We start from the raw sequence: 21,222 nt of genomic DNA, 5'->3' as shown, positions 1-21,222 counted from the left end.
ATACGCCATCGCCCACGGGAGTGGGTGGACGCCTCGTCCTGCGGCCGTCCGGCCGGGGTGTCCGGGCGTCCTAGAATCGGTGGGTGACTGCCTATCTCGACCATGCGGCGACCACGCCGATGCTCCCCGCCGCCCTCGCGGCGATGACGGAGCAGCTGGCGGTCGTGGGCAACGCCTCGTCCCTGCACCGCACGGGTCGCGCCGCGCGCCGGGCCGTCGAGGAGTCGCGCGAGAGGATCGCCCGCTGCCTCGGTGCGCGGCCCTCCGAGATCGTCTTCACCTCCGGTGGCACGGAGTCGGACAACCTCGCCGTCAAGGGCACGTACTGGTCCCGCCGGGATCGCGACCCGGCGCGGGTGCGCCTCCTCGTCGGCGCGACCGAGCACCACGCCGTGCTCGACTGCGTCGACTTCCTCGTCGCGCACGAGGGTGCCAAGGTGACGTGGCTCGACTGCACGCCCGAGGGTGTCGTCGAGCCCGCGACCGTGCGCGCCGCCATCGAGTCCGACCCCGACTCTGTCGCCCTCGTCTCGGTGATGTGGGCCAACAACGAGGTCGGGGCCGTCCAGGACGTCCGTGCCATCGCCGACGTCGCGCACGAGTTCGGGGTGCCGTTCCACACCGACGCCGTGCAGGCGGCCGGGCACCTGGCCGTCGACTTCGAGGCGAGCGGGGCCGACCTCATGTCGGTGACCGCACACAAGCTCGGCGGTCCCATCGGCGTCGGCGCCCTCGTGCTGCGCCGTGACGCGAAGCTCGTCCCGCTGACGCACGGCGGCGGGCAGGAGCGGCAGGTGCGGTCCGGCACCCTCGACACCCCCGCCATCGTCGGCTTCGCCACCGCGCTCACCGAGGCCACGGCCTCGATCGAGGCCGAGTCGGCGCGCCTCGTCGCGCTGCGCGACGAGCTCATCGAGCGCGCCATGGCGATCGCCCCGGACATCCGGCCGTCCGGGGTCTGGCGCCGCGGCGACGGCGTGAGCCGGCTCCCCGGCAACGTGCACCTGCTCGTGCCCGGGTGCGACGGTGACTCCCTGCTCTACCTGCTCGACGCTGCAGGGGTCTCCTGCTCGACGGGTTCGGCGTGCCAGGCCGGCGTGCCCCAGCCCAGCCACGTGCTGCTCGCGATGGGGGTCGCCGAGAGCGACGCCCGGGGCGCCCTGCGCCTGACGCTCGGGCACACCTCGACCCAGGCTGACGTCGACACGTTCGTCGACGCAATGCCCGCTGCCATCGAGCGCGCTCGCCGCGCGCGGGAGGCGACCGCGTCGTGAGGGTCGTGGCGGCGATGAGCGGCGGCGTCGACTCGGCGGTCGCCGCCGCCCGCATGCTCGACGCCGGTCACGAGGTCGTCGGCGTCCACCTCGCCCTGAGCCAGAGCGCGGCGACGCTGCGCGAGTCGGCGCGCGGCTGCTGCACCATCGAGGACGCCGGCGACGCCCGTCGAGTGGCCGACGTGCTCGGGATCCCCTTCTACGTCTGGGACATGGCGGCCCGCTTCAAGCGCGACGTCGTCGACGACTTCCGCGCCGAGTACGCTGCCGGGCGCACGCCCAACCCGTGCCTGCGCTGCAACGAGAAGATCAAGTTCGCCGCCCTGCTCGACAAGGCGCTGGCCCTCGGCTTCGATGCCGTGGCCACGGGTCACTACGCCCAGGTCGTCGAGACCGACGACGGGCACGGGGGAGTGCGGCGCGAGCTGCACCGCGCCGTCGACATGGCCAAGGACCAGAGCTACGTCCTCGGCGTGCTCGACGCCGACCAGCTGGCCCGGTCGTTCTTCCCGCTCGGTGACACGACCAAGCCGCGGATCCGCGAGGAGGCGGCCGAGCGGGGCTTCTTCATCGCCAGGAAGCCCGACAGCCACGACATCTGCTTCATCGCCGACGGCGACACCAAGGGGTGGCTGACGCGCGAGCTCGGCGAGGCCCCCGGAGACATCGTCGACACGTCCGGTGAGGTCGTGGGCCAGCACGCCGGGGCCTTCGCCTACACGGTCGGACAGCGCCGCGGGCTCGCCCTCTCGCGGCCCGCCGCCGACGGCGAGCCGCGCTACGTCGTCGAGGTCCGCACCGAGACCAACCAGGTGGTCGTCGGCGCCGCCGACCTGCTCGGCGTCAACGCGATCACCGGCGACCATGCCCGCTGGTGCGGCCCGGCGCCGCAGGGCGTCGTGCACGTCGGCGCGCAGGTGCGTGCGCACGGCGAGGAGTATGCCGCGACGGCCTGGGCCGATGGCGACCGCGTCGAGGTGCGGCTCGAGGGCCGCGTGCGTGGCGTCGCGCCGGGACAGTCCGTCGTGCTCTACGAGGGCACGCGGGTCGTCGGCTCGGCCACGATCTCCGCCTCTCGGCTGGAGCGAACCCCCGTCGGGTAGCCGGGAGGCGACCTCAGTCCAGCGAGCGGCGCCACGTGACGGTGCGGGCGCGCGGTCGGAAGCCCAGGGCGCGGTAGAGCCGCTGGGGACCCGGGTAGTCGTCGTCGCCGCGCGGGCTCACCTGTGCGACAGAGGCGCCCACCTCGGCGAGCCGGTGCAGGGCGGCGAGCGTCACGGCTCCTGCGAGTCCGCGACCGCGGTGCTCGGGCACGCACCCCACCGGCTCGACGAGACCCGCGCCGTGGGCCGGGTCGAGCCACACGAGGGCCGAGGCCACCATGGTGTCGTCGGCGTCGACGGCGACCCAGTCGAGGTCGTGGCGGTAGGGCCACGCGCCCATGAGCTGCTCGTAGGCCCGCTCGTCGACCTTCGACGGGCCCACGTCGGACCACGAGGCGGCGTGGACGGCAGCGCGGGCGCGGGCCTCGTGCGGCTCGATGTGACGGAAGGTGTAGCCCGGGACGTCCGGCACCGGCGGTAGGTCGGCGAGGTCGAGCTCGTGGTGCGTGAAGAAGGGCTCGTCCGCGTGCGGCTCGAATCCTGCTGCGGTGAGGGCCTGCTCGGCGACATCTCCCTCCATGACGAGGGCCGACTGCGTCTCTGCGTCGCTCACCTCCTCGAACCAGTCGACGACCTCCGCGGCGACGTCGGGCCGCGCGGGGTCGACCTGGAGCTCGAACCAGTCCGGTGCCTCGGCCCAGCCGAAGCCGACGACCTCGCCGCCGTCGGTCCAGAGAGCGATGGCCTCGTCGTCGTCGAGACCCATCGGGTCGACCGGCCGGTAGTAGCGGCTCCACGCGAGCTGACCGGGGTGGAAGCGGGAGGTGGGTGTCCAGAGCCGCGAGGCGAGGCCCTGCATCGCCCGCAGGTCTGCGGGTCCCGAGAAGTCATGGCGGCGCACCGGCATCACGCTACTGCCGTCGGACTCCGGTGGGGCGTCGACCACACCTCGCGGTGCGGGGCCCGTTCCGGGTGCGCCTAGGCTGGCGCGGTGACTCTCGCTTCCGGCATCGGCTCCTGGCCCGGCACCTCGGTGCGCGACGCGGTGCGGCAGGTGCGCGAGATCCTGGACGGCCACGCGCCCTACCTCCCCGAGCTGCCCGCACGGGGGCCGGGAGCCGACATGGTCGGGCGCACGGCAGGCCTGCTCGTCGAGCTGCCCGTCGACCTCCAGCCCGTCGGGTGGCGGCTCGTCGACCGCCCCGGACGCGACGCGTCACGCACGGCGGCGATGCTCCGCGAGGACCTCGACGAGCTCGCCGAGGCCTACGACGGGCACACCGGCCCACTCAAGCTCCAGGTCGTCGGACCGTGGACCCTCGCCGCCAACGTGTGGCTCTCGCGCGGCGAGCGCGTCATCGTCGACGACGGCGCCAGCCGTGATCTCGTCGAGTCCCTCGCCGAGGGCGTACGCGTCCACGTCGCCGCCGTGCGCAGCCTCGTCCCCGGGGCGCGGATCGTGCTCCAGGTGGACGAGCCCAGCCTCCCGACCGTGCTCGCCGGCCGGCTGCCGACCTCGTCGGGGTTCGGTCGCCTGCCGAGCCTCGACCCCCAGGTCGCCGCGGCCGGCCTGACGACGGTGCTCCGGGCACACGACGGCGAGACGGTCGTGCACTGCTGTGCGGCCAGCCCACCCCTGCCACTCCTGCGGGCCACCGTGCCGACCGCGTTGTCGCTCGACACCTCCCTGCTGCGCCCCCGCGAGTGGGAGGGCGTGGCCGTCGGGGTCGAGGACGGCATACGCCTCCATGCCGGCGTCGTGCCCACCGACGGGAGCCGGACGCGACCGCAGGACCTGGCCGCCGACCTCGTCGGGGCGTGGACGCGGACCGGCCTCCCGCTCCGGTCGCTCGCGGACGTCGTCGTGACGCCAGCGTGCGGCCTGGCCACTGCCTCACCGGAGGTCGCGAGGGCCGTGCAGCGGGCAGCCGTGGAGACCGCCCGCGAGCTCGAGGAGCGCAGCGCCGGCTGACCGTCCCCGGCGGCTCCCCGTCCTGAACGGCAGAGGCCGGCCACCCCGAAGGGTGGCCGGCCTCTGCTCGGTGAGCTCGGTGGTCAGCTCAGAGCGCGGAGCCCGCGGTCCACTTGGCCCAGCTGAGGTTCCAGTCCGAGTAGCCGTTGCCCATCGTCATCGGACGGCTGGTGCCGGTCGTCTCGACGACGTCGCCGATCTGCATCTGGCCGAAGAGCCACTGGCCGTTGGCGTCGCTCATGCCCGTGCAGCCGTGGCTGACGTTGCGCTTGCCCTGGTCGGCGACCGACCACGGGGCCGTGTGGAGGAACTCGCCCGAGTTCGTGACGCGCATGGCGTACTTCACCGGGGTGTCGGCGTAGTAGTTGGGGTCGTCCTTCTTCAGGCCGATGGTCTCTGCACGCATCGTGATGTTGGTCTGCTTGTCCATGATGACCTTGACCCCCGAGCGGGTGACGAAGCCGGGACGACCACCCGTGACGGGGATGCGCTTGGTCCACTTGCCGTTGATGAAGAGGTCCAGCTTGTCCGTCTTGAGGTTGACCTTGGCCACGACGGCACGCCCGATGGTGAAGTCGGAGGTCCGGCTCATCTGTCCGTAGCGGTTGCCGCCGGCGGGGACGCCGTTGAGGTTGGCCTCGACGTGCACCTTGGTGCCGGCCTTCCAGTACGTCTTGGGACGCCAGTGCGCCTCGCGCGAGCTGAGCCAGTACCAGGAGCCGGCCTGGGCGGGGGTCGAGGTCACCTTCATGTGCTTCTCGAAGCTCGCCTTGTCGACGACCGGGAGGTCGAAGCGGGCGACGACCGGCATGCCGATGCCGACGGTGCCCCCGTCACGCGGGGAGACGGCGACGTAGACCTGGTCGTCGAGCGTGAGGTTCGCGGTGCGGAACGTCTGCGTCGACTCGGTGGTCTTGCCGTCGGAGTCCTCGGCCGTGAGGTCGAGGGTGTACTTGACGCCGGGCTCGAGCAGGTCGGACGCGGTCCACGTGCCGCCGTCGAGGGTGCCGTCGACGGGGATGCGGTTGCCCTTCTTGCTCTTGTACGAGAGCGAGGCCTTCTTGAGCGTGCCCTTCTCGGCCGAGGCGGTGACCCGCGTGTCGACGGACACGTCCTCGGACTCGTCGCCCGGGGTCGTCTTGAAGACCACCGGGTCGGTGGTCGGCGTGGGTGCCGCCGACGTCGTGCCACCAGCGGTCGCCGAGGAGGTGCCCGCGGGCTTGCCGTTCTCGGCCGTGGCAGTTGCATTGCAGGCCGTGACGCCGAGCATGGCCAGGACGGCCATCCCCGAGACTGCGGCGGAACGGATGCTCAACTTCACGCGTGAATACCCTTCGCAGACGTGACGCCGGGCGTCCCAGGGCGGGACGGGGTGCGGCACGTCGATAGTGACCCTGCTCCAGTGTCACCGATCCGGCGCAATACGCCAAAACGTACGGCGAGTCCAAACTCCTGCGTGTCGCAGGGTCGGGCGGCGCGTCAGGATGTGGTCCGCGGACGCACCTCGCGACGCAGGATCTTGCCGGTGGGACCCTTCGGCAGCTCGTCGAGCGACCAGATGCGGCGGGGATACTTGTAGGCCGCCAGGCGCTCCTTGACGAACGTCTGGACGTCCTCGAGCGTCGCCGTCGAGCCGGGCCGCAGCACCACGGCGGCACCGACCTCCTCGCCCATGAGGTCGTCGGGGACACCCACGACCGCGGCCTCGAGCACGTCGGGGTGCGTGTAGAGGACCTCCTCGACCTCCCGCGGGTAGACGTTCAAGCCGCCGCGGATGATCATGTCCTTCTTGCGGTCCACGATCGTGTAGTAGCCCTCGTCGTCGACGGTGGCGAGGTCGCCCGAGCGGAACCACCCGTCGGGGATGGCCTCCTTCGTGGCCTCGGGCCGGTTCCAGTAGCCCTTCATGATGTTCTCGCCGCGGATCGCGATCTCGCCGATCTCGCCCGCCGGGGTGTCGTTGCCCTCGAGGTCGACGAGCTTCATCTCGCAGCCCGGGATGGCCCGGCCGATGGTGCCCGGCTTCGTCGGCTTGTCGGGCATGTTGAACGAGGCGACCGGGGAGGTCTCGGACAGGCCGTAGCCCTCGAGGATCTGGCAGTGGAACTTCTCCTCGAACGCCTTCATCACGGCCTCGGGCATCGCCGAGCCGCCCGAGGCGCACGTGCGCAGGCTGCTCGTGTCGGCCTCGTCTGCGTTCGGGTGGTTGAGGATCGCGGCATACATCGTCGGGACGCCCTGGAAGATCGTCACGTGGTCTCGGCCGAGGACCTCGATGGCCTTGGCCGGGTCGAACCGGGGGATGAGCGTCAGGGTGGCGCCGCGCTGGACCGACGTGTTGAGCCCGCACGTGAGGCCGAAGACGTGGAAGAGGGGCAGGCAGCCCATGATGACGTCGTCCTCGGTGATCTCCATGATGTCGGTGGCCGAGCGCTCCGCGTTGCGGTGGAGGTTGAAGTGCGTCAGCTCGGCTCCCTTGGGCTTGCCGGTGGTGCCGCTCGTGTAGAGGATCACGGCGGTGTCGTCGTCGGCGCGCTCGACCGGCTCGAGCACCGGGGCGCCCGCCGTCTCGGACGCGTCGAACTGGCCGTCGGCCGGCCCCATCGGACCGCACACGACCAGCCGGGTCCCGGTCTCGGCCGCAGCCTTCCCGGCCTCGTCGGCGAAGTCCGGCCACACGAAGCTGAAGCGGGCTCCGCTGTCCTCGTAGAAGTACTGGATCTCGCCCGACTTGAGCAGCGGGTTCATCGGCACGACGACGCCGCCCGCGAGCAGGGTGCCGTAGAAGGCGACGGGGTATGCCGGCACGTTGGGGAGGATGAGTGACACCCGGTCGCCGGGCTCGAGTCCAGCCGCACGCAGCTGGCCGGCCACGGCCGCCGCCGCGCGGTGCAGCGCCGACCACGACAGCTCGACCTGGTCGAGCTTGATGCCCACCTTGTCGGGGACGCGTGCCGCGGTGGCGGTGAGGTTGGCGGCGAGGTTGGTCATCTCTGCTCCTTCGCAGGGGGCGGGCTCGGGCCCATTGTCACTGCTGGGTCGCCCGGTGAACAGACCCGCCGCCACGTGAGGAGTGTCATCGGGCGGGTGACCGTCGGAACCGGCTGGCAGGATGAGCGCGTGAGCGAGAGCAGCGGCCCCACGCCCGTCACCGACGACGTCCCGACCGAGGTCCACCAGGAGTGGGCCGAGCTCGCCGAGCAGGCCGCGGCGGCCCAGTTCGCCTACCACGTCAAGGATGCGCCGACCATCAGCGACGGTGAGTACGACGCGCTGATCCGCCGGCTCAACGCCATCGAGGACGAGCACCCCTCGCTGCGCACGCCCGAGAGCCCGACCCAGAACGTCGGGGGTGCGTCGTTCGCGACCGGCTTCGAGACGGTCGACCACGTCGAGCGGATGCTGAGCCTCGACAACGCCTTCTCCTTCGAGGAGCTGCAGACGTGGGCCGAGCGCGTCGAGCGCGAGGTCGGCGACGGCGCCCACTTCCTGACCGAGCTGAAGATCGACGGCCTCGCCATCAACCTGCTCTACGAGAAGGGCCGCCTCGTGCGCGCCCTGACCCGCGGCGACGGCCGCACCGGCGAGGACGTCACCCACAACGTCCGCACCATCGAGGGCATCCCCGAGCGGCTCGCGGGCGACGACGTGCCCGACCTCGTCGAGATCCGCGGGGAGGTGTTCTTCCCGACGGCGGCGTTCGCCGACCTCAACGCGGGCCTCGTCGAGGCGGGCAAGGCCCCCTTCGCCAACCCGCGCAACGCCGCTGCCGGCTCGCTGCGCCAGAAGGACCCCAAGGTCACCGCCACCCGGCCGCTGCGCATGCTCGTCCACGGCATCGGAGCGCGCCGCGGCTTCGACATCGAGCGCCAGAGCGAGGGGTATGCCGCCCTCCGCGCCTGGGGTCTGCCCACCTCCGACGAGGTGCGCGTCCTGCCCGACATCGCGGCCGTGCAGGAGTTCGTGATCTTCCACGGCGAGCACCGCCACGACCGGGCCCACGACATCGACGGCATCGTCGTCAAGGTCGACGAGGTGGCCCTCCAGCGCCAGCTGGGCGCCACGTCGAGGGCGCCGCGGTGGGCCATCGCCTTCAAGTACCCGCCCGAGGAGGTCAACACCAGGCTCCTCGACATCCGGGTCAACGTCGGGCGCACGGGCCGGGTGACCCCGTACGGCGTCATGGAGCCTGTCGTCGTCGCCGGCTCAACGGTCGAGCAGGCGACGCTGCACAACGCGTACGAGGTCGAGCGCAAGGGTGTGCTCATCGGCGACACGGTCGTGCTGCGCAAGGCGGGCGACGTCATCCCCGAGATCGTCGGCCCCGTCGTCGACCTGCGCGACGGCAGCGAGCACGCCTTCGTCATGCCGACCGACTGCCCCGCCTGCGGCACGCCGCTCGCCCCCGAGAAGGAGGGCGACAAGGACATCCGCTGCCCCAACACACGTTCGTGCCCGAGCCAGCTGCGCGAGCGGGTCTTCGCTCTCGCCGCACGCGGCGGTCTCGACATCGAGGCCCTCGGCTGGGAGGGCTCGATCGCTCTGCTCGAGTCGGGCGTCATCACCGACGAGGGCGACCTCTTCGCGCCGGCCCCCGACAGCCCCCACGCGGGGGAGTACGGCCTCACCCGCGAGAAGCTCGCGCAGGTCCCGCTCTACACGAGGGCCGCCAAGAAGACCGACCCGGACGAGGCCGTCCTCGACGGGCGCGTGCTCTCTGCGGGTGGCGACAAGCTGCTCGCCGAGCTCGAGAAGGCCAAGACCCAGCCGCTGTGGCGCGTCGTCGTGGCCCTCTCCATCCGGCACGTGGGACCCACGGCGGCCCGGGCGCTGGCCACCCACTTCGGCTCGATGGAGGCGATCCGGTCGGCGTCGACCGAGGAGCTCGCCCAGGCCGAGGGTGTCGGCGGGGTCATCGCCGAGGCCGTCACCGCGTGGTTCGAGGTCGACTGGCACCAGGAGATCGTGCGCAAGTGGGGCGACGCCGGCGTCCGGATGGCCGACGAGGTCGACGAGTCCATCGAGCGGACGCTCGAGGGCAAGACCGTCGTCGTCACCGGCTCGCTCGAGGGCTTCTCCCGTGACGAGACGAAGGAAGCCATCATCAGCCGAGGCGGCAAGGCCTCCGGCTCGGTGTCGAAGAAGACCGACTTCGTCGTCATCGGCGCCAACGCGGGCTCCAAGGCGGCCAAGGCCGAGGAGCTGGGGCTGACGATCCTCGACGAGGACGGCTTCCGCCGCCTGCTCGAGACGGGCGCGGCCGACTGACCCGTCCGACCCCGTCGGACCTGATCGCACCCGTCGAGCCCAGGTGACCGCACCAGCGACCGCCCGGTCGGAGGCTGGCTCGCATGTGTCGCGAGCCCACAGAACCGCGTCAGGTGTGTGGGTCCCCACCGTCCTTTCGGCGTGCAGCCCTCCTAGGCTTTGCCGAAGTTTCCCGGATTTCCGGAGTCGTCGCCCGCCCGTCACACCGACCGGCGCGGCCCGACACCACGCTCACCCGAGCGCGACGCACGAGGAGGTGCAGGTCTTGACGGGTACCCCGTTGCTCGAGACCAGGGCCCTGACCAAGGAGTTCCGTGGCTTCCGGGCCGTCTCGGAGGTCGACCTGACGGTCGCCCGCGGCACCGTCCACGCGCTCGTCGGACCCAACGGTGCGGGCAAGACCACGCTCTTCAACCTGCTCACCGGCTTCCTGACCCCTACGTCCGGCGCCGTGCTCTTCGACGGTGAGGACATCACCGGCAAGGCCCCGGAGCAGATCGCACCGCTCGGCATCGCGCGCTCCTTCCAGATCACGAGCCTCTTCGAGGCGATGACCCTGCGCGAGCACCTCGAGCTGGCCCTCGCCAGCCCGACCGGCATGGGCAAGCAGTGGTGGCGCTCGGTCACCCGCATGGCCACGTTCAAGGACCGCGCCATGGAGCTGCTCGAGCAGGTCGGCCTCGCCGACCGGGCCGGGGCACCCGCCTCGTCGCTGGCCTACGGCCAGAAGCGCGCGCTCGAGCTCGCGATCGCCATGGCACTTGACCCCAAGCTGCTGCTCCTCGACGAGCCGACCGCGGGCATGGGCATCGAGGACGTCGACCGCACCATCGCCCTCGTCAAGCAGCTCGCCGAAGGCCGGACCGTCGTCTTCGTCGACCACAACATGCACGTCGTCGGATCGCTCGCCGACCGCGTCACCGTGCTCCAGTCGGGGCAGGTGCTCGCGGAGGGACCGTACGAGCAGGTGCGCGCCGACGAGCGGGTCATCACGGCATACCTCGGAGCAGCCCATGAGTGACGACACGACGGCCACGACGACGACGGAGCAGCCGGCGCCCGACCGCGCCGGTGCGCCGGAGGCCAGGAACCCCGGGCGTGACGCCGCACGGATGCTCGAGGTGTCCGGGCTCTCCGCCTGGTACGGCGAGGCCCGCGTCCTCACCGAGGTCAGCATCGACGTGGCCCCCGGTGAGGTCGTCACCCTCGTCGGGCGCAACGGAGCCGGCAAGACGACCCTGCTGCGCTCGGTCATGGGCCTGCACCGGCAGATCGAGGGCACGATGACCCTGGACGGCGCCGACCTCGCCAAGCGGTCGGCCGACGCCCGGGCCCGCGCGGGCATCGGCTGGGTCCCCGACGACCGCGGCATCTATGCGAGCCTCACCGTCGCCGAGAACCTCCTGCTCCCGCCGGTCGTCCACGCGGACGCGTGGCCGCTCGAGCGGGTCTACGAGTTCTTCCCCGTGCTCCACGAACGCCGCGACTTCCCCGGGACGAAGCTCTCGGGCGGCGAGCAGCAGATGCTCGCGATGGCCCGGGTGCTGCGGATGGGTTCACGGCTGCTGCTGCTCGACGAGCCGAGCGAGGGCCTGGCCCCCGTCATCGTCCAGCGCATCGGCGAGATCATCCGCGAGATCAAGGGCCAGGGGGTCGCCGTCCTCCTCGTCGAGCAGAACGTCAAGTTCGCCTCGACGGTCGCCGACCGGCACTACCTGCTCGCGCAGGGGAAGGTCGTCGAGCACCTCGACAACGAGGACTTCCGCGCCCGCGAGGGCGAGCTGCTCACCTACCTCGGGATGTAGCACCCACCCGTCGCCCGGCCGCGTCGCCCGGGCGCACCGGCTCCGTCGTCACGACGCCCTCGCGTCATCTCGTCACACCGCACACACCGCACACACCGTGGCACCCCGTCACACCCGCACCACACGTCACCACTCGTCACAACCCCAGGAGGGGACATGCGTAGCAGGACAGTCCAAGGCACCGTCGCCATCGCCGCGACCGCGTCGCTCGCGCTCGCCGCGTGCGGAGGGGCCGGCGGCCCCCAGTCCGGCGGCTCGAGCAAGCTCACCGACGACAAGGTCGTCATCGGCCTGCTCAACGACCAGTCGGGCGTCTACAAGGACCTGTCCGGTCCCAACAGCAAGGTCGCCATCGAGATGGCGATCGAGGACTACAAGGCCAAGTACGGCGACAAGGCCGTGGCCAAGGACATCGAGATCGTCACGGCCGACCACCAGAACAAGGCCGACATCGCCAACTCCAAGGCGCAGGAGATGTACGACCGCCAGAAGGCCGACATCATCCTCGACGTGCCGAACTCGGCCGCCGCGCTCGCCGTCGCCACGCAGGCCAAGAACAAGAAGAAGCTCTACATCAACATCGGCGCCGGCACGACGGCGCTGACGGGCGCGAGCTGCAACAAGTACACCTTCCACTGGGCGTACAACACGAGCGTCCTGGCGCGCGGCACGGCCGGCACGATCACCAAGGCCGGCGGCAAGAAGTGGAACATCGTCTACCCCGACTACGCCTTCGGCCAGGACATGAACAAGTCCTTCACCAAGGAGATCACCGCCGCGGGCGGCACCGTCGGCCAGTCGATCGCCTCGCCCTTCCCGAGCGACAACTTCGCCACCTTCATCACCAAGGCCGGCGAGGGCGACCCCGACGTCATCGGCTCGATGCACGCCGGTGGCGACCTCATCAACTTCGTCAAGCAGTTCAACCAGAGCTCGCTCAAGGGCAAGGTCCAGCTCGCGGTCGGCCTGATGTTCATCACCGACATCCACTCGCTCGGCGTCGACCAGTTCGCCGGTACCCAGTTCACCGACGCCTGGTACTGGAACTTCGACGCGCAGAACAAGAAGTGGGCCGACCGATTCAAGGAGAAGACGAACACCCGTCCGTCGTTCGCCCACGCCGCCAACTACTCGGCCGCGATGAACTACCTCGAGGCCGTGCAGGAGGCCGGCACCGACGACGCCGACACCATCGTCGGCAAGCTCGAGGGCAAGAAGATCAACGACGTCTTCCTGCGCAACGGCGAGATCCGCAAGGCCGACCACGCCGTCATCCACGACGTGTACCTCGCCAAGGTCAAGAGCTCCGCCCCGGAGGAGTGGGACTACGAGGACATCGAGAAGACGATCCCGGCCGCCGAGGCCTACGGCGAGGCCAACCCCGCCTGCTCGATGAGCTGACACCCGGTGCGTATGCCGTCCGGTCGCGTCCCACGCGGCCGCGCCGGACGGCATACGGCACAGCGCGACTGTCGAGGCAGCCGCACCCAGCCCGATCGACCGCGAACCGAGCGAGAGACATGAGCGAATTCATCCAGTACACCCTCCAGGGGCTCGCCGCCGGGGGCTTCTACGCGCTCTCTGCGCTGGGCCTCGCCGTCATCTTCGGCGTCCTCGGGGTCGTCAACTTCTCCCACGGCGCCTGCTACATGCTCGGCGCCGTGCTGTCCGCCGTCCTGCTCGCCGAGCTGAACGTCGGCTTCTGGGCCGCGCTCGTCATCGTCCCGATCCTCATGTTCGGGTTCGGCGTGCTCATGGAGCGCCTGCTCGTGCGCTGGTTGCTCGAGCTCGACCCGCTCTACAACTTCCTGCTGACGTTCGGCCTCACGCTGGTGATCGTCGAGGCGGTCAAGCAGCGCTACGGCGTCTCGGGCCTGCCCTACCAGGTGCCCGCCGGACTCGGCGGCCAGGTCTCCGTCGGTTCGGTCAACCTCTCGGTCTACGCGATCTTCGCCTGTGTCTTCTCGGTCGTCGTCTGCGTGGCGGTCGGGCTGCTGCTGACGAAGACGCGCATCGGCATGATCGTGCGCGCCGCGACCGAGGCGCCCGACCGGACGCGGGCCCTCGGCATCAACGTCGGGCTCTGGGTCACGCCCGTCTTCGGCTTCGGCATCGCCCTCGCCGGCCTCGCCGGAGTGCTGGCCGCCCCGACCCGCGCCATCACCGCCGAGATGGGCAGCAACTTCATCATCATCCTGTTCGCCGTCGTCGTCATCGGCGGCCTCGGATCCATCCTCGGGGCGGTGGTCGCGGGCTTCCTCGTCGGACTCGTCGAGGCCTACGGCATCGCCTACGCCCCCACGTACGCCCAGATCGTCATCTTCGTGCTGATGGCGATCGTCGTTCTCGTCCGGCCCTCGGGGCTCTTCGGACGGGAGGAGGTCGCATGAGCGAGCAGATGACCGCCAAGGTCGACGTCGACCTGGCCCAGCCCTCGATCCTGTCGCGGCGCAACCCGCTGCGCTACGTCATGCTCCTAGCCGGCCTCGCCGTGCTCGTGATGCTGCCGTACTGGATCTACCCGCCCGTCGCGATGGACATCCTCTGCTGGGGTCTCTTCGCGATCAGCGTCGACCTGCTCCTCGGCTTCACGGGGTTGCTCAGCTTCGGCCACGCCGCGTTCTGGGGCGGCTCGGCCTACTGCACGGGGCTCATCGCCACCCACTGGGGCGTGCCCTTCCCGGTCGCCGTCATCGGCGGCGCCGTCTTCGCCATGCTCATCGCCTGGCCGATCGGCTACCTCTCGGTGCGGCGGACCGGCATCTACTTCGCCATGGTCACCCTGGCCTTCGCGCAGATGCTCTACTTCATCGCCAACCAGGCGCGTGACCTCACGGGCGGCGAGAACGGCCTGCAGGGCATCCCGAGGAACTTCTTCGGCATCGAGGCGGTCGAGACCGACCCGTTCTACTTCTACTACGTCGGCGCCGCGATGATCCTCGTCGGGATCCTCGTCGCGTGGCGCGTCGTCAACTCGCCCTTCGGTCGGGTGCTGACGGCCGTGCGCGACAACCCGGCCCGGGCGCGCGCCCTCGGCTACGACGTCGAGCGCTACAAGATCACGGCGTTCATCATCTCGGCCGGGCTCGCCGGCCTCGCCGGCGGCGTCTTCGCCGTGAGCCACCAGTTCGCGTCGCTGCAGGAGCTGACGTGGACGACGTCGGGCAAGGTCGTGCTCATCACGGTCCTCGGCGGCATCGGGACGCTCTGGGGCGGCCTCGTCGGCGCCGGCGTCGTCGTGACGCTCGAGGACTATCTCGCGAGTTCGGGCTTCGAGGGCATCGGCCTCATCACCGGCACGATCTTCGTCGTCATCGTCCTGCTCTTCCGGCACGGCATCTGGGGCACGGCGCGCAACGTCCTGCGCCGCTACGTCCTCGAGAGGCGCGGCAGGCAGCGCGACTGAGAGACCTACCGGTTGGAGGTATCCGCGCGGCGGTTCCTTCGGCGCGGATACCTCCAACCGGTCAGGACCGGGGCGTCAGGACGCGGAGGGCGACGCGGCCGACGACGAGCCAGGCGACGGCGGCGAGTCCCCAGTTGGTGATGGCGTTCTTGACCGTGGCGCCGTCGCCGGTGAACTGCTTGACGCCGGCGGTGCGGCTGAAGACGCCGAGGTCGGCCCAGTCGGCAGCGCGCAGCACGGCCGCCACGAGGGCGTTGCGCGTGTTGGCGTCCAGCACGACGAGGACGGCTCCGAGCAGGAGCGCCGTGGCGGCGAGCAGGCACGCGAACCAGACGATGCCGCCGAGCAGGGTGCGCACGCGCCTGATGCCGGCCCCGGTGAGGGTCGCGGCGCGGCGGGCGCCGGCCCGCACGTCGGGGGAGCGGCGCGCCCGAGGCGCGACCTCGGCCATCTCGGCCTTGGCGGAGGCCCGGTCGGCCGGTGCGTCGGTCGACGTCTCGGTCGCCGTCCCGGTCGCCGTCTCGTTCGCCGTCGGGGTGGGTGCTGGGCCGGCCGAGGCGGTGGGGGTCGGGTCGGCAGCTTCGGCCGCGGGAGGCGCTGGCACGTTCTCCCTGGGAGCGGTCGTCGTCGTGGTCGGGCTGGCGGGGCTCGTCATCGAGGGTTCTCCTTGGGTGGTTCGTGGATCCGCCGTGGTCAACGAGCGACACCCGCGGCAGGACACGCCTCGCACCGGAGGACTTCGCGGCACGGGGCCCGCGATGCCGTGCACGGGCCCGGACGCGTGGTCCGGGCCCGAGGGGCTGCCCCATAGACTGGCCCGCATGTCATCCCTGTCCCGCGACGACGTAGCCCACCTGGCCGGCCTCGCCCGGATCGAGCTCTCGGACGCCGAGCTCGACCGCATGGTGGGTGAGCTCGGCGTCATCCTCGAGTCCGTGGCCAAGGTCCAGCAGGCCCCGACCGACGGCGTCGCCCCGATGTCGCACCCGATGCCGCTCACCAACGTGACCCGCCCCGACGTAGTGCGCCCCAGCCTCGGCGCGGACGCCGTGCTGGCCGGGGCGCCCGAGTCCGAGCAGCAGCGCTTCTCGGTGCCGCGCATCCTCGACGAGGACTGAGCAACCCTGAAGCCTGCGTATGCCGCCTCGCCGAGCACCCGGCATACGCCCCGCCCGTGACGGGCACCACGAAAACTCCTGTCGCAGCTACGAACCGAAGGCACTGACGTGACCGACCTGCCAACTGACCTGACGAGGGCCACCGCCGCCGACCTGGCCGGCGCGCTCGCGAGCGGGGCCATCAGCTCCGTCGAGGTGACTCAGGCGCACCTCGACCGGATCGCCGCCGTCGACGGCCAGGTGCACTCCTACCTCCACGTCGACGAGGCCGGGGCGCTCGCCCAGGCCCGGGCGATCGACGACCGGCGTCAGGCCGGCGAGACCCTCGGCGCTCTCGCCGGGGTGCCGATCGCCGTCAAGGACGTCATGACGACGAAGGGCCTGCCGACGACGTGCGGCAGCAAGATCCTCGAGGGGTGGGTCCCGCCCTACGACGCGACCGTCGTGTCGAAGCTGCGCGAGGCCGGCCTGCCGATCCTCGGCAAGACGAACATGGACGAGTTCGCGATGGGCTCCTCGACCGAGCACTCGGCCTACGGGCCGTCGCACAACCCGTGGGACCTCGACCGGATCCCCGGTGGCTCGGGTGGTGGCTCGAGCTCGGTGCTCGCCTCCTTCCAGGCGCCGCTCGCGACCGGCACCGACACCGGCGGCTCGATCCGCCAGCCCGCCGCCGTCACGGCCACGGTCGGCACCAAGCCGACCTACGGCGGCGTCTCGCGCTACGGCCTCGTGGCGCTCGCGAGCTCGCTCGACCAGGCCGGCCCGTGCGGTCGCTCGGTCCTCGACACCGCCCTGCTCCACGCCGTCATGGGTGGCCACGACCCGATGGACTCGACCTCCATCGACGCGCCGGTCCCGCCGGTCGTCGAGGCCGCTCGTGCCGCCAGCGTCAAGGGGATGCGCGTCGGCGTCGTCAAGGAGCTCGGCGGCGAGGGCTACCAGCCCGGTGTGCGCGCCCGGTTCGACGAGTCCGTCGCCCTGCTCGAGGAGCTCGGTGCCGAGGTCGTCGAGGTGAGCTGCCCGAACTTCGAGTACGCCCTCGCGACCTACTACCTCATCCTCCCGAGCGAGGCGTCGAGCAACCTCGCCAAGTTCGACGCCATGCGCTACGGCATGCGGGTGCTGCCGGAGGGCGTCGACGCCCCGAGCGCCGAGCAGGTCATGGCCGCGACGCGCGACGCGGGCTTCGGACCCGAGGTCAAGCGCCGCATCATCCTCGGCACGTACGCCCTCAGCTCCGGCTACTACGACGCGTACTACGGCTCGGCCCAGAAGGTCCGGGCGCTCATCGCGCAGGACTTCGACAACGCGTACGCCCAGGTCGACGTGCTCGTCAGCCCGACGGCGCCGACGACGGCGTTCAAGCTCGGCGACAAGCTCGAGGACCCGATGGCCATGTACCTCAACGACATCGCCACCATCCCGGCCAACCTCGCCGGCGTCCCCGGTATGTCGATCCCGTCGGGTCTCGCCGACGAGGACGGCCTGCCCGCGGGCATCCAGATCCTCGCGCCGGCCACCAAGGACGAGCGTCTCTACTCCGTCGGTGCCGCCCTCGAGGCAGCGCTCGTCGACCGCTGGGGCGGTCCGATCCTCGACCGCGCGCCCGTGCTGGGCGCCGCTGCTGCGAAGGGAGCCTGACATGAGCACCGTCGCGACCGATGCCGTCATGGACTACGACGAGGCCATGACGAAGTTCGACCCCGTCATGGGTCTCGAGGTCCACGTCGAGCTGCACACGGCCACGAAGATGTTCTGCGGCTGCCCGACCGAGTTCGGCGCCGAGCCCAACTCGCAGGTCTGCCCGGTGTGCCTGGGCCTCCCCGGCGCCCTGCCCGTCGTGAACGAGAAGGCCGTCGAGTCGGCCATCCGCATCGGCCTGGCGCTCAACTGCGAGATCGCCGAGTGGTGCCGCTTCGCCCGGAAGAACTACTTCTACCCAGACATGCCGAAGAACTTCCAGACGTCGCAGTACGACGAGCCGATCGCCTTCGAGGGCCACCTCGACGTCGAGCTCGAGGACGGCAGCGTCTACCGCGTCGAGATCGAGCGCGCGCACATGGAGGAGGACACCGGCAAGTCGCTGCACATCGGCGGCGCGACCGGTCGCATCCACGGCGCCGACCACTCGCTCGTCGACTACAACCGCGCCGGCATCCCGCTCATCGAGATCGTCACCAAGCCCATGGTCGGGGCGGGCGAGCGCGCGCCCGAGGTCGCCAAGGCGTACGTCTCCGCGCTGCGCGACCTGTTGCGCGCCCTCGACGTCAGCGACGTCAAGATGGAGCAGGGCTCGATGCGCTGCGACGCCAACGTGTCGCTGCGCCCGCGCGTCGGTGAGCCCCTCGACGAGGCCCAGCTCGAGGTGCCGCTCGGCACGCGCACCGAGACCAAGAACGTCAACTCGCTCCGCTCCGTCGAGCGGGCCGTGCGCTACGAGATCTCGCGGCATGCGGCGATCCTCGAGGGCGGCGGCTCGATCCTCCAGGAGACCCGGCACTGGCACGAGGACACCGGCATCACGACGTCCGGTCGCGTCAAGTCCGACGCGGAGGACTACCGCTACTTCCCCGAGCCCGACCTCGTGCCGGTCGCGCCGACGCGCGAGACCGTCGAGACGCTCCGGGGCACCCTGCCTGAGCCGCCCGGACTCCGTCGCAAGCGGCTCCAGTCCGACTGGGGCTACAGCGATCTCGAGATGCGCGACGTCGTCAACGCCGGAGCGGTCGAGCTCATCGAGGAGACCGTCGCTGCCGGCGCAAGCGCCGGCGCCGCGAAGAAGTGGTGGCTCGGTGAGCCGTCACGGCGCGCCAACGCCGAGGGCCAGGACATCGTCACGTATGCCGCCGGGCTGGGTCTGACGCCCGCGCACATCGCCGAGCTCGACGGGCTCGTCGCAGCGGGGCGCCTCAACGACTCGATGGCGCGGCAGGTGCTCGACGGCGTGCTCGCCGGCGAGGGGACCCCGACGGCCGTGGCCGACGCCCGGGGGCTCGAGCTCGTCCAGGACGACGGTGCCCTCGAGGCCGCCGTCGACAAGGTCATCGAGGCCAACCCCGACGTCGCGGCCAAGATACGCGACGGCAAGGTGGCGGCCGCGGGCGCGCTCATCGGCCAGGTCATGAAGGAGATGAAGGGCCAGGCCGACGCCGGCAAGGCCCGCGAGCTCATCCTCGCCAAGCTCCAGTAACCCCGCACCACCCGTCGAAGGGCCACGTTCCGGCCGTCCCAGAGGTCCGTGACCTCGGGGAGGACCGGAACGTGGCCCTTCGACGGTGACGAGGGCGTCGGCGGAGGGTCAGCGCTTGCCGCCGCCGAGGAGACCACCGAGCAGGCCGCCGAGGATGTCACCCGCGCCGCCGCTGCCAGCGGACGAGCCGGAGCCGCCACCGAGCACCTGGCCGAGGATGTCCTGGAGCGGGTTCGAGCCGCCGGACGCGGCACCCGTCGACGTCGCGCTGCCCGGGGCGTGGACCGGCCCGCTGTCGGCGCCCACGCCACCGGGGAAGAGCGGGCCGCCGTCGGTCGACCCGCCGCCCGACGGGGCCGACGTGCCGGTCGAGCCCGACCCGCCGCCGAGCATCCCGCCCAGGCCGCCCTGACCCATCTTGTTGGCGAGCCACGACATGACGATCGGGGCGAGGATCGGCAGCAGCTTCTGCACGAGGCTGCCGGACGACCCGCCGAGCCCGCCGAGCTGGTTGACCACCTGGTCGGTGCTGCCGCCGAAGATGTTGCCGACGATGGCCTTCCCGTCCTGCTCGTCGACGTCGTCGAGGCCGTTGATCGTGCCCTGGTGGTCCGAGAGGGCCGTGAGCAGCGAGTCGGCGCCGGCGGGGTCCGAGGCGTTGGCCTGGAGCCCGCCGAGCAGGGCTGGCAGCGCACTCTCCGCCGCCTGGCGGACCTCGTCACTCCCGACCCCGAGCTGGCCTGCCAGCTGGTCGATCGGTACCTGGTCGAGGATCTCGTCGTACGAACCCATGGGTGCCCCTCCTGCTCGTGGGTGGCGCCGGTGCCGACCCCTGCTCGTCAGGCTAGCCACGTCCGGTCGTCGGTGGCGGCCACGCGGCGCGAAGCCTGCTGCGAAGGGTCACACGGCTCCCACCGCGGAGAGGGGCAGCGAGATGAGCCGGTCGGCGCCGTCGTTGTTGCTCGTCGTGATCCAGACCCGGCTGCCGACGAAGTGGATGTCCCGGATGCGACCGTAGGTGCCCTGGAGGTGGCGGGTCGGGGTGCCGGCGGAGCCGTCGGCGTCGACCGGCACCCGCCACACCGACTGCCCGCGCAGGGCTGCCAGGTAGACGGCCCCGTCGGGCCCGACGGCGATGCCGCTCGGTGACATCTCGGAGGTCGGCCACTCGGCGACGGGGTCGACGTAGTCGGGGTTGTCGGCGCGGCCCTCGACCTCGGGCCAGCCGTAGTTCCTGCCGGGCTCGACGAGGTTGAGCTCGTCGAACGTGTTCTGTCCGAACTCGCTGGCCCACAGGCGTTTGCGACGGTCCCAGGCCAGACCCTGGACGTTTCGGTGTCCGTAGGACCAGATCGGGGAGCCGCCGAACGGGTTGCCCGGGGCCGGGTCGCCGTCCGGGGTGATGCGCAGGATCTTCCCGCCGAGGGAGTCGAGGTTCTGTGAGAGCGAGGTGTCGCCGGCCTCGCCCGTGCCGACGTAGAGGTAGCCGTCGGGCCCGAAGGCGATGCGGCCCCCGTTGTGGTTCCGACCACGCGGGATTCCGGAGAAGATGACGACGGGCTCGCCGATCGTGCCGTCCCGCCACGGCACGGCGGCGATGCGGTTGTCGCTCTCGGTCGAGTAGTACGCGTAGAAGACGGGATCGGCGTCGAAGTCCTCGGGCACGGCGAGCCCGAGGAGTCCGCCCTCGCCCTCCGTGCGGGTGATCGGCAGCCTCCCGGCGACCGTCGCCCTGCCCCCGGAGCCGGGCTTGGGCACGTGGTGGATCAGACCCGTGTTGCGCTCGCTCACGAGGGCGCTGCCGTCGGGCAGCACGGCCACCGACCAGGCGATGTCGAGCCCGCCCATCAGGGTCACGGGGCCGACCGGCTGGGCTGCGGGTGGACGCGTCGGGGTCCTGGGGGCCGACGACGCCGAGGTGCTCCCCGTCGCGGTGGTGGCGCTCGAGGTCGCCGAGGTGGTCGTGCCGGCACCCGTCGCGGGGGCAGAGGGTTCGGCCGTCGAGCACGCGGTCGTGACCAGGGCGACGACGACGCCGCCCACGAGCGCGCGGCCGATCGGTCGGGAGGTGTGCGGCATACCT

18 protein-coding genes are annotated in these 21,222 nt (G+C 71.3%); 12 read left to right on the top strand and 6 right to left on the bottom strand.

Going from position 1 to position 21,222, the window contains the following annotated elements:
* Positions 1–83: 83 nt before the first annotated feature.
* Positions 84–1,274 carry a cysteine desulfurase family protein gene (locus tag AB4Z14_RS09225; protein ID WP_442274951.1) on the top strand — a complete coding sequence of 397 codons (1,191 nt, stop codon included), beginning with the start codon at positions 84–86 and terminating at the stop codon, positions 1,272–1,274.
* On the top strand, positions 1,271–2,377 hold the full coding sequence (gene mnmA, locus AB4Z14_RS09220; protein ID WP_442274950.1) for a tRNA 2-thiouridine(34) synthase MnmA: 1,107 nt from the start codon (positions 1,271–1,273) through the stop codon (positions 2,375–2,377). The genes AB4Z14_RS09225 and mnmA overlap by 4 nt, the downstream gene beginning before the upstream one ends.
* A 13-nt stretch (positions 2,378–2,390) precedes the next feature.
* On the opposite strand, the gene AB4Z14_RS09215 is transcribed toward mnmA, so the two are convergent.
* On the bottom strand, positions 2,391–3,284 hold the full coding sequence (locus AB4Z14_RS09215; RefSeq protein ID WP_442275372.1) for a GNAT family N-acetyltransferase: 894 nt from the start codon (positions 3,282–3,284) through the stop codon (positions 2,391–2,393).
* Positions 3,285–3,368: 84 nt separating this feature from the next.
* On the opposite strand from AB4Z14_RS09215, the gene AB4Z14_RS09210 reads away from it, so the two are divergent.
* Positions 3,369–4,349, top strand: a complete 981-nt coding sequence (locus tag AB4Z14_RS09210; RefSeq protein WP_442274949.1) for a methionine synthase — start codon at positions 3,369–3,371, stop codon at positions 4,347–4,349.
* 88 nt (positions 4,350–4,437) lie between these two features.
* Here AB4Z14_RS09210 and AB4Z14_RS09205 read toward each other — a convergent pair whose 3' ends face one another.
* Together AB4Z14_RS09205 and AB4Z14_RS09200 are read right to left on the bottom strand one after the other, a co-directional pair.
* On the bottom strand, positions 4,438–5,670 hold the full coding sequence (locus AB4Z14_RS09205) for an Ig-like domain-containing protein (protein ID WP_442274948.1): 1,233 nt from the start codon (positions 5,668–5,670) through the stop codon (positions 4,438–4,440).
* Positions 5,671–5,828: 158 nt separating this feature from the next.
* Positions 5,829–7,340: a long-chain-fatty-acid--CoA ligase gene (locus AB4Z14_RS09200; protein ID WP_442274947.1), complete on the bottom strand. Its 1,512-nt coding sequence runs from the start codon at positions 7,338–7,340 to the stop codon at positions 5,829–5,831.
* Between the two features lie 129 nt (positions 7,341–7,469).
* Between AB4Z14_RS09200 and ligA the strand changes: the two genes are divergently transcribed.
* From ligA to AB4Z14_RS09170, 6 genes are all read left to right on the top strand, one after another.
* Complete coding sequence (gene ligA / locus AB4Z14_RS09195; protein WP_442274946.1) at positions 7,470–9,617, top strand: NAD-dependent DNA ligase LigA; 2,148 nt, start codon at positions 7,470–7,472, stop codon at positions 9,615–9,617.
* 256 nt (positions 9,618–9,873) lie between these two features.
* On the top strand, positions 9,874–10,638 hold the full coding sequence (locus AB4Z14_RS09190) for an ABC transporter ATP-binding protein (RefSeq protein ID WP_235508594.1): 765 nt from the start codon (positions 9,874–9,876) through the stop codon (positions 10,636–10,638).
* A complete protein-coding gene (locus AB4Z14_RS09185; RefSeq protein WP_442274945.1) occupies positions 10,631–11,422 on the top strand; it encodes an ABC transporter ATP-binding protein in 792 nt (263 codons plus the stop codon). The genes AB4Z14_RS09190 and AB4Z14_RS09185 overlap by 8 nt, the downstream gene beginning before the upstream one ends.
* A 156-nt stretch (positions 11,423–11,578) precedes the next feature.
* Positions 11,579–12,823, top strand: a complete 1,245-nt coding sequence (locus AB4Z14_RS09180; RefSeq protein ID WP_442274944.1) for an ABC transporter substrate-binding protein — start codon at positions 11,579–11,581, stop codon at positions 12,821–12,823.
* 119 nt (positions 12,824–12,942) lie between these two features.
* Positions 12,943–13,812, top strand: a complete 870-nt coding sequence (locus AB4Z14_RS09175) for a branched-chain amino acid ABC transporter permease (protein ID WP_442274943.1) — start codon at positions 12,943–12,945, stop codon at positions 13,810–13,812.
* Complete coding sequence (locus AB4Z14_RS09170; RefSeq protein WP_442274942.1) at positions 13,809–14,828, top strand: branched-chain amino acid ABC transporter permease; 1,020 nt, start codon at positions 13,809–13,811, stop codon at positions 14,826–14,828. Before AB4Z14_RS09175 ends, AB4Z14_RS09170 begins: the two co-directional genes overlap by 4 nt.
* 61 nt (positions 14,829–14,889) lie before the next feature.
* Here the strand turns inward: AB4Z14_RS09170 and AB4Z14_RS09165 are convergent, their stop codons facing one another.
* Positions 14,890–15,483 carry a hypothetical protein gene (locus tag AB4Z14_RS09165; protein WP_442274941.1) on the bottom strand — a complete coding sequence of 198 codons (594 nt, stop codon included), beginning with the start codon at positions 15,481–15,483 and terminating at the stop codon, positions 14,890–14,892.
* 166 nt (positions 15,484–15,649) lie between these two features.
* Between AB4Z14_RS09165 and gatC the strand changes: the two genes are divergently transcribed.
* The 3 genes from gatC (at position 15,650) to gatB (ending at position 19,139) form a co-directional block, all read left to right on the top strand.
* On the top strand, positions 15,650–15,946 hold the full coding sequence (gene gatC / locus AB4Z14_RS09160; RefSeq protein WP_442274940.1) for an Asp-tRNA(Asn)/Glu-tRNA(Gln) amidotransferase subunit GatC: 297 nt from the start codon (positions 15,650–15,652) through the stop codon (positions 15,944–15,946).
* A gap of 117 nt (positions 15,947–16,063) precedes the next feature.
* Positions 16,064–17,590: an Asp-tRNA(Asn)/Glu-tRNA(Gln) amidotransferase subunit GatA gene (gene gatA, locus AB4Z14_RS09155; protein WP_442275371.1), complete on the top strand. Its 1,527-nt coding sequence runs from the start codon at positions 16,064–16,066 to the stop codon at positions 17,588–17,590.
* A 1-nt stretch (position 17,591) separates the two neighbouring features.
* Positions 17,592–19,139, top strand: coding sequence for an Asp-tRNA(Asn)/Glu-tRNA(Gln) amidotransferase subunit GatB (gene gatB / locus AB4Z14_RS09150; protein WP_442274939.1), 1,548 nt, complete (start codon positions 17,592–17,594; stop codon positions 19,137–19,139).
* 108 nt (positions 19,140–19,247) lie between these two features.
* On the opposite strand, the gene AB4Z14_RS09145 is transcribed toward gatB, so the two are convergent.
* Positions 19,248–19,931, bottom strand: coding sequence for a DUF937 domain-containing protein (locus tag AB4Z14_RS09145; RefSeq protein ID WP_442274938.1), 684 nt, complete (start codon positions 19,929–19,931; stop codon positions 19,248–19,250).
* A gap of 108 nt (positions 19,932–20,039) precedes the next feature.
* A complete protein-coding gene (locus tag AB4Z14_RS09140) occupies positions 20,040–21,218 on the bottom strand; it encodes a PQQ-dependent sugar dehydrogenase (RefSeq protein ID WP_442274937.1) in 1,179 nt (392 codons plus the stop codon).
* Between the last annotated feature and the right edge of the window lie 4 nt (positions 21,219–21,222).

The organism is Terrabacter sp. 2TAF16 (genome assembly GCF_052115065.1).
Lineage (GTDB): Bacteria > Actinomycetota > Actinomycetes > Actinomycetales > Dermatophilaceae > Terrabacter.
Note: the sequence above shows the minus strand (reverse complement) of the source record. Positions and strands in the feature narration are given on the sequence as shown.

Coding starts and splice junctions, on each gene's coding strand:
- AB4Z14_RS09185 (WP_442274945.1), top strand. CDS start 10,631: ATGAGTGACGACACGACGGCCACGACGACGACGGAGCAGCCGGCGCCC.
- AB4Z14_RS09200 (WP_442274947.1), bottom strand. CDS start 7,340: ATGACCAACCTCGCCGCCAACCTCACCGCCACCGCGGCACGCGTCCCC.
- AB4Z14_RS09180 (WP_442274944.1), top strand. CDS start 11,579: ATGCGTAGCAGGACAGTCCAAGGCACCGTCGCCATCGCCGCGACCGCG.
- AB4Z14_RS09175 (WP_442274943.1), top strand. CDS start 12,943: ATGAGCGAATTCATCCAGTACACCCTCCAGGGGCTCGCCGCCGGGGGC.
- AB4Z14_RS09170 (WP_442274942.1), top strand. CDS start 13,809: ATGAGCGAGCAGATGACCGCCAAGGTCGACGTCGACCTGGCCCAGCCC.
- AB4Z14_RS09215 (WP_442275372.1), bottom strand. CDS start 3,284: ATGCCGGTGCGCCGCCATGACTTCTCGGGACCCGCAGACCTGCGGGCG.
- AB4Z14_RS09140 (WP_442274937.1), bottom strand. CDS start 21,218: ATGCCGCACACCTCCCGACCGATCGGCCGCGCGCTCGTGGGCGGCGTC.
- AB4Z14_RS09165 (WP_442274941.1), bottom strand. CDS start 15,483: ATGACGAGCCCCGCCAGCCCGACCACGACGACGACCGCTCCCAGGGAG.
- gatC (WP_442274940.1), top strand. CDS start 15,650: ATGTCATCCCTGTCCCGCGACGACGTAGCCCACCTGGCCGGCCTCGCC.
- gatB (WP_442274939.1), top strand. CDS start 17,592: ATGAGCACCGTCGCGACCGATGCCGTCATGGACTACGACGAGGCCATG.
- AB4Z14_RS09145 (WP_442274938.1), bottom strand. CDS start 19,931: ATGGGTTCGTACGACGAGATCCTCGACCAGGTACCGATCGACCAGCTG.